The 12,873-nt window shown below is 35.2% G+C and carries 10 protein-coding genes and 1 other annotated feature; all 10 genes read left to right on the top strand.

Translation table 11 applies throughout. The annotated features are described in order from the left end of the window. The first annotated feature begins 47 nt into the window (after window positions 1-47). The 10 genes from AB5359_RS01435 (at window position 48) to mreD (ending at window position 12,828) form a co-directional block, all read left to right on the top strand. Window positions 48-749, top strand: a complete 702-nt coding sequence (locus tag AB5359_RS01435) for a pseudouridine synthase (RefSeq protein ID WP_048686440.1) — start codon at window positions 48-50, stop codon at window positions 747-749. A gap of 157 nt (window positions 750-906) precedes the next feature. Beyond that, the gene (locus AB5359_RS01440) at window positions 907-1,887 is read left to right on the top strand and encodes a glycerophosphodiester phosphodiesterase (protein WP_239669373.1); all 981 of its coding nucleotides are present in this window, start codon (window positions 907-909) and stop codon (window positions 1,885-1,887) included. 207 nt (window positions 1,888-2,094) lie between these two features. Continuing rightward, on the top strand, window positions 2,095-4,722 hold the full coding sequence (locus AB5359_RS01445) for a cation-translocating P-type ATPase (RefSeq protein WP_077410431.1): 2,628 nt from the start codon (window positions 2,095-2,097) through the stop codon (window positions 4,720-4,722). A gap of 41 nt (window positions 4,723-4,763) precedes the next feature. Beyond that, window positions 4,764-4,972, top strand: a binding site (T-box leader). Between the two features lie 40 nt (window positions 4,973-5,012). Then, on the top strand, window positions 5,013-7,652 hold the full coding sequence (locus AB5359_RS01450) for a valine--tRNA ligase (protein ID WP_048686443.1): 2,640 nt from the start codon (window positions 5,013-5,015) through the stop codon (window positions 7,650-7,652). Window positions 7,653-7,654: 2 nt separating this feature from the next. Continuing rightward, on the top strand, window positions 7,655-8,914 hold the full coding sequence (locus AB5359_RS01455) for a folylpolyglutamate synthase/dihydrofolate synthase family protein (protein WP_048686445.1): 1,260 nt from the start codon (window positions 7,655-7,657) through the stop codon (window positions 8,912-8,914). After that, window positions 8,911-9,591 (top strand): HAD family phosphatase, encoded by a 681-nt coding sequence (locus tag AB5359_RS01460; RefSeq protein WP_003648589.1) that lies wholly within the window; start codon window positions 8,911-8,913, stop codon window positions 9,589-9,591. The genes AB5359_RS01455 and AB5359_RS01460 overlap by 4 nt, the downstream gene beginning before the upstream one ends. 38 nt (window positions 9,592-9,629) lie before the next feature. After that, window positions 9,630-10,241, top strand: a complete 612-nt coding sequence (locus AB5359_RS01465) for a RadC family protein (protein ID WP_049159284.1) — start codon at window positions 9,630-9,632, stop codon at window positions 10,239-10,241. A gap of 136 nt (window positions 10,242-10,377) precedes the next feature. Then, window positions 10,378-11,379 carry a rod shape-determining protein gene (locus AB5359_RS01470; RefSeq protein ID WP_003648591.1) on the top strand — a complete coding sequence of 334 codons (1,002 nt, stop codon included), beginning with the start codon at window positions 10,378-10,380 and terminating at the stop codon, window positions 11,377-11,379. A gap of 64 nt (window positions 11,380-11,443) precedes the next feature. Further along, window positions 11,444-12,295, top strand: a complete 852-nt coding sequence (mreC, locus tag AB5359_RS01475; RefSeq protein WP_020807166.1) for a rod shape-determining protein MreC — start codon at window positions 11,444-11,446, stop codon at window positions 12,293-12,295. Then, window positions 12,295-12,828, top strand: a complete 534-nt coding sequence (gene mreD, locus AB5359_RS01480; RefSeq protein ID WP_048686451.1) for a rod shape-determining protein MreD — start codon at window positions 12,295-12,297, stop codon at window positions 12,826-12,828. Before mreC ends, mreD begins: the two co-directional genes overlap by 1 nt. The last annotated feature ends 45 nt before the right edge of the window (window positions 12,829-12,873 follow it).

Raw genomic sequence — 12,873 nt, forward strand, 5'->3', positions numbered from 1 at the left:
AGTGCTGGCAGACGCTGGCACTTTTTTATTTAAGAAAGATAAAGTAAATGAGAATTGATAAATATTTAGCCAATATGAATGTTGGTTCGCGTAAAGAGGTTCACGGCATATTAAAAAAGGGAGTAGTTACTGTTAATGGGAAAGTTGTAACTACGCCTAAAAAGCAAGTCAAAGAAACTGATGAAATTACTGTTAATGGTAATGAAATCATGTATAAAAAGTATCATTATTTTTTATTAAATAAACCCAAGGGAGTTATTTCAGCAACTGAAGATAGGAGTCAAAGAACTGTTATTTCTTTGCTTAAACCAAAGGATCGCTATCAAGATATTGCAGCTGTTGGAAGATTAGACAAGGATACGACTGGTTTGTTGCTTTTAACAAATGACGGGCCGCTAGCCCATGAACTGTTAGCCCCAAATAAGCATGTCGCTAAAGTATATCGAGCAAAAATTGCTGGTGTGGCAGATCAAGAAACTGCTGAGAAATTTGCTCAAGGGTTAATTTTAGGTGATGGGACTAAGTTAAAGCCCGCTAAATTAAAAGTTTTAAAACAGGATCAGGATAATAATCTGTCACAAATTGTGATTGAGATACAAGAAGGAAAGTATCATCAAATTAAGCGAATGTTTGGAGCAGTTGGGATGAAAGTATTGGAACTAGATAGAGTCTCCATGGGCAAATTACATTTACCTGCTGATTTAAAGCGCGGAGAATATAAAGAGATTGATCTAGCTGAGATTAAGTAAAAATAATTTGACCTACTTTAGAAAGAGTAAAAATAAGATGAAAAGATTTACCGTTGCTATTTTTCTACTATTTCTTGTTTTTCCCTTTTCTTGCGGTTTTTTAAATATAGCGCATTGAGGGGATAATGAGAATGGTAGGTATGCGGAACATAGTTGGGTGGCCTATGATCGTGCAGTTGGTGCACATGTAGATTATTTAGAACTTGATTTACAAAAGACTGCCGACAATATTTTGGTTGTTAGTCATGATGAAAATATGAGTCGCGTTTTTGGAATTGATAGAAACATTAAGGATTATCCGTATCGAAAACTAAATATATATATAAATCAAAATAATGAATCAATGCATAGTCTTGAGGATGTTTTTAAGCGCTATCAAAATTCAAATGTCAAGTTTATGATTGAGCCTAAAGGTGACGATGATACTAAATTGTTACTGCAATTAATAAAAAAATATCAGTTAGAAAAACGTGTGCTGCTGGAATCTTTTTCTAAAGAGGCTTTAATAACCTGCTCAAAAGTAAGTCCTCAAATTCCGACTACGCAATTATCTGGAGATTATCAATCATTATCTTTGTCTAAATATTATGCAAATAATTTTTATTCTGAAAAAACTGCAAATTATTTAAATGAGCATCAAAAGGGTTATTTACTCTGGGGTGTTAATACGGTAGATCAAATGGAACAATATGTGCAGCCAGAAGCAGGAGTATCAGGAATTTTAACTGATTTTCCTATTAAACTCGCGACTGTTCTACATGCAAATGATGCCTTTAAGAGACACTATGAATCAGTTTCTTATCCAAGCAACAATATCTCTGGAGACATATTGTTAAAAAATGGCAGACGAGTATATGCTAATCAAGTTAAATTAAAGGAAAATAAGCTTTATTATCATGTTAAACCAAATTTATGGATAAATTATAATGATTTAAAGAATTCGAATGATTTTGCGCCTCAAGCAAAGACTGGAAAGATTATACTCCGAAAGAAAACTGCTGTGTATACAGATCCTTCCTTTAAGAAAAACTCTGGTAGAAAACTAGCTGCTAATAGTGCCTGGAATTATTTTGCGGTGAAAAAAATTGACGGAAAAACTGCTTATAATCTGGGTGGTTCGCAATGGATAAGACAATAAAAATATTGCTAGCGTAAGTAAAACATGATAAACTTATACTCAACATATAGGGAGTAACCGGCATAAGGTGTACTTGCGGCGTCAAAACGAAATTAATTTTTCCGCTGTAAGTTTAAATGGTGAGACTATTGGCTAAACATTTTTTGTTCAGACAGTGGTCTCTTTTTTATGCCAAAGTCTGTTTTTCCTATTAGATGGAGGGTTTAAGTGAAAGCATACTATCGTGAAAGCAAAGAAGAGCTTATCAAAGAATTAGGAGCTAATGAAAAGCAGGGGTTAACAAATAAAGTTGCTCAAGAAAAATTAGCACAAGTAGGACCAAATGCTTTAATCGAAGGTAAGAAAAAAAGTATTTTAGAAGTCTTTTTAGAGCAATTTAAAGATTTAATGGTCATCATCTTGATTGTTGCCGCTGTGATTTCTGCGTTTACTGGTAATTTAGAAAGTACTGCAGTTATTATTGTTGTTTTAATTTTGAACGCAATTTTAGGAACAGTCCAACACGTTAAAGCTGAAAAATCATTAGAAGCCCTAAAGTCTTTGTCAGCACCTGCGGCAAAAGTTTTAAGGGATGGTGAAAAACAAGAAATTGCCGCAAAAGATGTTGTTCCTGGCGATATTCTTTTACTTGAGGCAGGCGATCTAGTTACTGCTGATGGTAGAATTTTAGATAATTTTTCATTACAAGTAAATGAAAGCTCCTTAACTGGTGAGTCAACTAATACTGATAAATTAGATACAACTTTTGATAAGGAAGTTCCCTTAGGAGACAGAGTAAACATGGTTTATTCTAGTTCGCTTGTAACATATGGACGAGCAAATGTCTTAGTTACAGCAACTGGAATGGATACTGAAATCGGTAAGATTGCCACCTTAATGAATGAAACTAAGGAGCGTAGAACGCCTCTTCAAGTTTCACTTGATCAATTTTCATCACGCTTGGCAACCGCAATTTTGATTTTCTGTGCTTTGATCTTAGGATTACAAATGTGGCGTGGTCAACCTTTACTAGACGCGCTATTATTTGCAGTAGCACTAGCTGTTGCTGCTATTCCAGAAGCTTTAAGTTCAATCGTTACAATTGTTCAAGCTATGGGAACGCAAAAAATGGCTAAGGAACATGCCATTATCAAAAATTTAGCAGCTGTTGAATCATTGGGCTCAGTTTCAGTAATCTGTTCTGATAAAACTGGTACTTTAACTCAAAACAAAATGACTGTTGAAGATATTTATATTGGTGGTGAAGTTCTTAAGCCCGAAGAACTTAACTTAAGTAATCAATTGCACCGCTATTTACTATACGATGTAGTTTTGAATAATGATGCTAGTTTATCTGATGGTAAGAAGATTGGTGACCCAACAGAATCCGCATTGCTTGAAATGTATCGTAAGGTACCAGGAATTGATCTTGGAAATGGAAAGCTAGGTTTATCAGAGAGTGAATTAAGAAATCACTTAGATCGTTTGGAAGAAGTACCTTTTGATTCTGATCGAAAGTTGATGAGTACAAAGCACCTGATACATACTGTTCCTACAATTTTTGTTAAAGGAGCAATCGATGTTTTACTTAAGCGTTGTATAAATATTCGCTTTGGGGATGAAGTACGACCAATCACTGAACAGGATCGAAAAGAGATTTTAGCACAAAATAATCATTTTTCAGAGAATGGTTTAAGAGTGCTTGCATTTGCATATAAAGAAAGCGATGAAGAGTTATCTGCCGATACTGAAAAAGACTTAACTTTCATTGGTTTAGTTTCAGAAATGGATCCACCAAGAAAAGAAAGTGTTGCAGCCGTTGCTCGTGCAAAAGAAGCTGGTATTAGAACAGTGATGATTACGGGTGACCATAAGGTAACTGCAGTAGCAATTGCTAAAAAGATTGGTATCTTTACAGATGGAGATTTGGCATTAACTGGCTTAGAATTAGATGCCCTAAGCGATGAAGAATTAGATCAACAAATCGAAAAAGTTGCAGTATATGCGCGTGTTTCTCCAGAAAATAAGATCAGAATTGTTAATGCCTGGCAAAGAAAGAACCACATTGTATCAATGACTGGTGATGGTGTTAACGACGCTCCCGCTCTTAAGAAGGCTGACGTTGGTGTGGCAATGGGTATCACAGGTACAGGAGTATCAAAAGATGCAGCAAGTATGATTTTAACTGATGATAACTTTGCTACAATTATCAAAGCTGTTGCAAATGGTAGAACAGTTTATGAAAATATCAAAAATGCGATTGGTTACTTATTATCGGGTAACTTATCGGCAATTATTACTGTTTTATTTGCTTCAATTGCTGGATTGCCAGTACCATTTGTTGCAGTACAACTTTTATTCATTAACTTAGTTACTGATTCGCTTCCAGCTTTAGCAATCGGAATGGAGCCAGGAAATCCTGATATTTTAAAGCGTAAACCACGCGATCCTAAAGCTAGTTTGTTAGATAAACCATTTGTTACTCAAATCAGTACGCAAGGCTTCTTAATTTCGTTAAGTGTTATTACTGCATTCTTAATTGGCTTAAAAGACAGTCCTGCAATTGCATGTACTATGGCATTTTCAACTTTAACATTTGCACGTTTGCTTCATGGCTTTAATTGCCGTTCACAACATAGCATTTTTAAAATTGGATTTAAAAACAATTGGTACAGTTTAGCAGCCTTTGCATTGGGCACTGCACTTTTAGCCTTAATTCTCTTTGTACCAGCACTTCATGGATTATTTGCTGTTCAGCCATTAAGCGGACAAGAAGTTTGGCTAATCGTGATTTTAGCAATTATTCCGACAGTTTTAATTCAGTTGGTAAAAGTAATCAGAGAAAATAGAGGGTAATTCTCACCTTTTCTCTTGTTTTCTTTCATGCTATAATCATAAACAAAGCAGGAATCAAGAGGAGTAAATTCGTAGTACAGAGAAAAGTCAGTATGCTGAGAGACTTCAGAATTTTACGAGTAGCTTGATTAGCTGATTAATTGAACTTTAGTAGGTTAATCCGGACACTTCAGCACCGTTATCGCTTATAAGAGAGGTATACAATTGTATACTTAACGTAGGTGGTACCGCGGAAAATTTCGTCCTAGACAATATAGGTTGTCTAGGACTTTTTTATTGGAGGAATTTTAATGACAGATTTAGCACCTAAATATAATCCTAATGAGGTTGAAAAGGGTAGATATCAAGAATGGCTTGATGAAGATCTTTTTAAGCCATCTGGCGATAAAAAGGCTCACCCTTATTCAATTGTTATTCCACCACCAAATGTAACTGGAAAATTACACTTAGGACACGCCTGGGATACAGCAATTCAAGATACATTAATTCGTTTTAAGCGAATGGAAGGCTATGATACTCTTTACCTTCCAGGTATGGATCATGCTGGTATTGCTACTCAGGCTAAAGTTGAAGCAAAGCTGCGTAAACAAGGTAAAGACCGTCACCAGATGGGACGTGAAGCTTTTGTTAAGCAAGTTTGGGACTGGAAAGATGAATATGCAAATATCATCAAGGGTCAATGGGCTAAAATGGGACTATCTCTTGATTATTCAAGAGAAAGATTTACTTTAGATAAAGGTCTTTCAAAAGCCGTTAGAAAAGTTTTCGTTCAATTATATAACGAAGGACTAATTTATCGCGGTGAATATATTATTAACTGGGATCCAGAATTACAAACTGCTCTTAGTGATATTGAAGTTATTCACAAAGACGATAAGGGTGCATTTTACCATGTAAAATACCCATTTGCAGATGGATCAGGCTTTGTTGAAATTGCAACTACTCGTCCTGAAACTATGTTTGGTGATACAGCTGTAGCTGTTGCACCAGGGGATGAGCGTTATAAAGATATTGTAGGAAAAGAATTAGTTCTTCCACTTGTTGGTCGTCATATTCCAATTATTGAAGACCAACACGTAGATCCAGAATTTGGTACTGGTTTAGTTAAGATTACGCCAGCGCACGATCCTAACGACTTCCAAGTAGGTAACCGTCATAATCTTGAAAGAATTAATGTAATGAATGATGACGGAACTATGAACGAAGAAGCTGGTAAGTATGCTGGTATGGATCGTTTTGAAGCTCGTGAGGCTCTAGTTAAGGACTTAAAGAAAGAAGGATACTTAATTAAAGTTGAACCAATTGTTCACTCAGTTGGTCACTCTGAACGTTCTGGCGTTCAAGTAGAGCCTAGACTTTCAAAGCAATGGTTCGTTAAGATGAAGCCACTTGCCGAAGAAGTTCTTAAGAATCAAAAGACTGATGGTAAAGTTAACTTTGTGCCAGAGCGATTTGAAGGTACTTTGAACCACTGGATGGAAGATGTTCATGATTGGGTAATTTCTCGTCAATTATGGTGGGGTCACCGTATTCCAGCTTGGTACAACAAGAAGACTGGTGAAACTTACGTTGGCGAAGAAGCACCTAAAGATATTGAAAACTGGGAACAAGATCCAGATGTTCTAGATACTTGGTTCTCAAGTGCACTTTGGCCATTTTCAACATTAGGCTGGCCAGATACTGATAATCCAGACTTTAAGCGTTACTTCCCAACTAACACTTTAGTTACCGGATATGACATTATTTTCTTCTGGGTATCAAGAATGATTTTCCAAGGTCTTCACTTTACTAAGAAGCGTCCATTTAAAGATGTTGTTTTGCACGGTTTGATGCGAGACGAACAAGGACGCAAGATGAGTAAATCACTCGGTAATGGTGTTGATCCGATGGATGTTGTTGATAAGTATGGTGCCGATGCTCTACGTTGGTTCTTATTAAACGGTACTGCTCCTGGTCAAGACACTCGTTATGATCCAAAGAAATTAGCTGCTGCTTGGAACTTTATCAACAAAATTTGGAATGCAAGTCGTTTTGTAATTATGAACTTGCCTGAAGATGCAAAACCTGCTCACATGCCAGACACTACGCAGTTTGATTTAGCAGATAGCTGGATTTTTGATAGATTAAATCATACTGTATCAGAGGTTACTCGTTTATTTGATGAGTATAAGTTTGGTGAAGCTGGTCGCGAACTTTATAACTTTATTTGGAATGACTTCTGTGACTGGTACATTGAAATTTCTAAAGTCGCTTTAAATGGTAATGACGAAGAATTAAAGGCTAGAAAGCAAGAAAACTTAATTTGGATTCTTGATCAAATTTTGCGTTTAATGCACCCAATTATGCCGTTTGTTACTGAAAAACTATGGCTTTCAATGCCCCATGAAGGTAAGTCAATTATGACTGCTAAATATCCAGAAACTCATGCAGAATTTGAAAACAAGCAAGCTGATAATGACATGGCATTTTTAATTGAAGTTATCAAGGCTGTACGTAATATTCGTATGGAAGTTAATGCTCCAATGTCTTCACAAATTGACATCATGATTCAATTAGATGATGAAGCAAATAAACATATTTTGGATGACAATTTCGAGTATGTAGAAAACTTCTTGCACCCTAAAGATTTGCAAGTTGCAGCAGATATTGAGGCACCAAAGCTTGCAAAAACTGCCGTAATTCCAGGTGCTCAGATTTTTGTTCCATTAACTGAATTAGTTAACGTTGACGATGAACTTAAGAAGATGGAAAAAGAAGAAAAGCGTCTTGAAGAAGAAGTACAAAGAGCTGAAAAGAAACTTGCAAACCAAGGCTTTGTAGCTCATGCTCCTGAAGCTGTTGTAAACAAAGAGAAGGAAAAGAAAGCTGACTACGAAAGTCAACTTGCTGGTGTTCGTGAACGTATGAAAGAATTAAAGGAAAGTAAATAGAAGTGAAGTTTACTAATGTTGACCAAGTAATTAACAGAATATATTCTTTACCTAAGCTGCACCCTAAAAATGATTTGAGTTACGTCAAAAGGATTTTAAAACAATTAAATAATCCTCAAGATAGTGTTAAGACAATTCATGTTACCGGGACGAATGGTAAGGGGTCGACATCCTATTATTTGAGTAATCTATTACAAAAGGCCGGTCAAAAGACTGGCCTTTTTGTGTCACCTTATATTTATGAATTTAATGAAAGAATTCAATTAAATGGCAAGAATATAAGTAATAGGGACTTAGTCGAAGTAGCTAACAAAATTGAAGCAGCTATAAAAGAACTGAAAAAAACTGATCCTGATTTTTCTTTAGTAACATTTGAATATGAAGTAGCTCTTGCTTTCCAATTTTTTGCTCAAAAAAAATGTGATTATGCAGTAATTGAAGTCGGAATTGGAGGCGAGCATGATAAGACTAATGTGATTACACCAGAAGTAAGTATTATTACAACTATTGGTTTGGATCATGAAAAAATAATTGGACCAACTTTAGCAGATATTGCTAAGGAGAAAAGTGGCATAATCAAACAGAATAAACCAGTTGTGCTAGGTAATATTCCTCAAGATGTTTTAGATATTTTACTTGATAAAGCTCAAGCAGAAAAATCGAAATCATTTTTATTGGGAAGAGATTTTAAAATTAAATTATCTAAAACAGCTATTGAATATCAAGATTTAGAAAATAAGTATCAATTTTTGAAGCGTCCTGTAGTAGAAGCATATGATATTGGGGTGGCAGTTCGGGCGGTTCAACTTTTGAATTTACAGTTAAATAAACAAGAGATTGAAGCGTCGATTAATAAGACGCAAATTCCTGGTAGATATGATATTGTTCAGACTGCACCTAAAATTATTGTTGATGGAGCACACAATTTGCAGGCGATGACGAATCTTTTGCACTTGATTCGAAAAGAGAACCAAGGTCAAATATATATACTTCTTGGAATGATGAAAGACAAGGATTTGGGTCTAGTCACCAATTTATTCGAAGATGAAAAAGTTACCTTAACTCGGATAGATTATCCTAGAGCTGCGAGATTAGAAGATTTTCCTAAAGAAGCTCAGAAAAAATATAATTATGAAGAAAATTTCGAAGTAGCTTATACTAACTTGAAGAATAAATTGAAGCCACATGATATCCTATTAGTGACGGGATCTTTTTATTTGGTTGGTGCAGTTTTGAATTACTGCAAAAGAGGTAAAAAATGAAAGTTGAAAATATTGCTGAACCAATTGAAGGCATCATTTTTGATATGGATGGATTACTAGTTAATTCTGAAAAGCTATATTGGGATGCAAATATTGTTGCCGCTAAAGAAGCAAATTTAAACATTCCAGATGATAGTTACTTAAAGCTTGTTGGTTCCTCGGTTAAAGAAATGGAAGAATTTTATCATCAACATTTTAAGACTGAAGCAGATCGCGATAAGTTTATTAAAAGAACTGATGAGCTAGTTTGGGAGTGGACTGATCAAGGAAAACTGAAGCTTCAAGCAGGTGTACGAGATGCATTAGTAGAGTTTAAAGAAAAAAATATCAAACTCGCAATTGCATCAAGTAATTATGATGAAGTAGTAGCTCATAATTTAGAAGTTCTAAAAATAAAGGACTATTTTGATTTTTATCTAAGCTATAAAGATGTCGAAGCAGGAAAAATAAAGGCTAAGCCTGCACCAGATATTTATTTGCTAGCAGCTCAAAAGATGCAACTGCCAAAAGATAATTTGTTAGTATTTGAAGATTCTAGCACAGGTGTTGCGTCTGCAAGTGCTGCAGGTTTAAAATGCGTAATGGTTCCAGATTTAAAGCAACCAACAATTTTAGATAAAAAGAATGCGACATTAATTTGCAAAGATTTTTACAGTTTTCTTAAAAAAATCAAATAGTTTTTTCGTAATAAATATCAAAGGAGTAATTGATATTTATGAAAAAAGAAGAACTATTGCAAACTGATGTCGATCTAGTAAAAAAATTAGCTAGATCTTTGAAAGAAAAAGATATTGTTACTTTTGATAGTTTATTTAAAAAGCTAGAAGAAGTAGGCATAAGTAGTTTTAAGGAAATGTGGCAGTATGCGGCTAGTCCCAAATGCGAAGATGAATTAGCAGTCGTACTGCAGCTCATGCTAGAGCGTATAAAAGGCGTTAATAATAAAGAAATTGAGAGTTTCTATTCTAGTTCGCAGGTAGGATGCTATATAGCTGATAAGTTATGTGGCCGTCCGCAAGAAGAACTATATGGAATTTATCTTGATTCAAAGAATAAAATTATTGCTGAAAAGTTGATTTTTCAAGGGACAGTAAATAGGGCAGTTGCCCATCCACGAGATATCTTTCGCTGGGCAGTAATTTATAACAGTACGGCTTTTTTTGTAGCTCATAATCATCCAAGTGGGGATGAACAACCATCTCAGCATGACCTGCGATTTACTAAGAAATTAGCAGAGGCAAGTAAGTGTATGGGAATTGATTTTCTGGATCATTTTATTGTGACTGATAATACTTATTTAAGCTTTCGAGAGATGGAACTTCTTTAAGTCTTCCTTAAGTATGAGCAAATTTTCTTAAAGCAAATTTTTACATTAGATTTTCTATGCTATAATATCTAAGACTAAATAAAGATACGATTTAGGCTAAAATAATTAAAGAGATAAATTTAAGGAGAGATTTTGCGTGTTTGGATTAGGATCTAAAAATATTGGGATTGATTTGGGAACTGCCAACACACTCGTTTATATTGAAGGTAAAGGCATCGTTTTGCGTGAGCCTTCTGTTGTTGCTAAAAATACTCAAACGGGTGAAGTTATTGCTGTTGGTTCAGAAGCCAAAGAAATGATTGGTAGAACTCCTGGCTCAATTGTTGCTATTCGTCCGATGAAAGATGGAGTAATCGCTGATTACGATACAACTGCTGCAATGCTTAAATATTTCATGGAAAAGACTGTGGGTAATTCAAAGCCTGCTGCTATGATCTGTGTGCCTTCAGGTGTAACAGAAGTTGAAAAGAGAGCAGTTATTGACGCGGCTAGAGTTGCAGGTGCACGTGAAGCATACGTGATTGAAGAACCATTTGCAGCAGCTATTGGTGCTGGTCTTCCTGTTATGGATCCAACCGGCTCAATGGTAGTTGATATTGGTGGTGGAACTACTGATGTTGCAACTATTTCATTAGGTGGTATTGTATCCTCCCGTTCTACTAGAATGGCAGGAGATAAGTTCAATAGTGCAATTGCAACTTACATTCACCAAAACTACAATTTATTAATTGGTGAACGAACCGCTGAAACAATTAAGATTCAGATTGCTTCTGCTTCAGTTGAAAAGGCAAAAGAAATTGAATCAATGAATATCCGTGGTCGTGATCTTGTAACAGGATTGCCAAAATCAATTGATATTGAGGCAGTAGATGTTTCAAAGGCAATTCAAGAAGTAGTTCAAAATATTATTGTAGCGATTAAAGAAACTTTGGAAGAAACTTCTCCTGAAATCGCTGCAGATGTTATTGATCATGGTATTGTGTTAACAGGTGGTGGAGCTCTTTTAAAGAACTTACCAGAGGTTATTTCAGACGCTACTAAAGTTCCAGTCTTTATTGCTCAAGATCCACTTGATTGTGTTGCAATTGGTACCGGTGAATCTCTCAAAAATATTGAAGTTATGCGTAAGAGACGTTAATTTGGAGACCGGCGTAAAAGCCGGTCTTTTTCTATTAACTTTTAAATTAGGAAGATAGTAGTAGATGAAAAAATTTCTCAAAAACAAAAAGTTATTGACAATTTTCGTACTAGTTATTTTAGTTTTAAGTATGTTGTCTATTTCCATCCGCTTACGTAATAAGAGAGAAACGCCATTCTTAGTTCAAAAAATTGGTAATGATACAGTTTCAATTGTTACAAGAGTAGTGAATTGGCCAATTAATTTGGTCTCTAATGGGGTGGCTAATGTCGAAGATTTATTCAATACTCAAGCTGAAAATGATCATTTGAAAAAACAAATTGATAACCTCGCTCAAACTAAGGCACGGAACAGCTCTTTGGAAGCAGAAAATACGCAATTAAAACAAGCTCTAAAATTAAAGAAAACTTTAACCGACTATACTATCATCAATGGGTCCGTAATTTCTCGTGCTGCTGATACTTGGTCAGATTTATTAGTTATTGATCAAGGGTCACGAGCTGGAGTTAGGAAAAATATGCCAGTAATGTCTGGTAAAGGCGTAATCGGAAGAGTGGTTGAGGTAAATAGTACAACTTCTAAAGTTGAATTAATTACTACAACTGATAAGTCTACAAATAAGTTTGCTGTAGAAGCTGATGCAGCTAATGGTAAAAAGGTGCATGGTGTGATTTCTGTTGAAGGAAATAATCAATTAGCGTTTACACAAGTGGTTGATGGGCAGAAATTAAAGAAAGGTACTCAAGTTTATACTAGTGGAATGGGTGGTTTATCACCAAAAGGTCTTTTAATCGGAACAGTTACAAAGACAACACGAGATACTTTTGGCTTATCAGATGTTGTTGAAATTCAGCCGGCTGGTAACCTTAATGATCCATCGGTTGTATCTGTAATTAAAAGAAAGGTTGAAGAGTAATGGCAGAATTGCGTCGATGGTATGTTGCCATTGCCTTATTTATGGCGCTAATTTTGGATGGAGTATTAGCCTATAATTTACAAACTTTTATCTTTCATCGAGGCTTTTCTGGCAGTTGCTGGCTGACAGTTGTTGGGATTACTTTAATAGCCCTATGCGATGATAAAAATGATGCCAATATCTGGCTTTGTTTGGGGTTAGGCTTTATTGCGGACCTTTACTATTTAGGCGTGATTGGTATCTATACAGTAGCATTTCCCTTAATTTGTTTTCTTATTCAACAGAGTGCACGTTTTCTTCCTGAAGTATTTTGGTTTCGCTTATTAATTTGTTTAGTTGTTTATCTCTGTGTGAGCTTTTATGTTTATCTAACATTAAATCTAGTAGGGATAATTCAATTATCTTTTGCAAGTTTTTTAAATAGTATTTTACCTAATTTGCTATGGTGTTTTATCTTAGTTTTGTGTACTTATTGGTTTTGGGTAAAACTTGCTGAAGAGTATCCATTTTTGAAAAAAGAATATTATTTTTAAACAAAAAGGAGTCGCATGATTACGACTCCTTTTTTGCGTAAAATA

Source organism: Lactobacillus sp. RTP31084st1_F9_RTP31084_210423, from assembly GCF_040919545.1.
GTDB lineage: Bacteria > Bacillota > Bacilli > Lactobacillales > Lactobacillaceae > Lactobacillus > Lactobacillus paragasseri.

Bases quoted from the DNA above. Each gene is read 5' to 3' on its own strand.
- AB5359_RS01435 (WP_048686440.1), top strand. From the start codon at position 48: ATGAGAATTGATAAATATTTAGCCAATATGAATGTTGGTTCGCGTAAA.
- mreC (WP_020807166.1), top strand. From the start codon at position 11,444: ATGAAAAAATTTCTCAAAAACAAAAAGTTATTGACAATTTTCGTACTA.
- AB5359_RS01460 (WP_003648589.1), top strand. From the start codon at position 8,911: ATGAAAGTTGAAAATATTGCTGAACCAATTGAAGGCATCATTTTTGAT.
- AB5359_RS01450 (WP_048686443.1), top strand. From the start codon at position 5,013: ATGACAGATTTAGCACCTAAATATAATCCTAATGAGGTTGAAAAGGGT.
- mreD (WP_048686451.1), top strand. From the start codon at position 12,295: ATGGCAGAATTGCGTCGATGGTATGTTGCCATTGCCTTATTTATGGCG.
- AB5359_RS01465 (WP_049159284.1), top strand. From the start codon at position 9,630: ATGAAAAAAGAAGAACTATTGCAAACTGATGTCGATCTAGTAAAAAAA.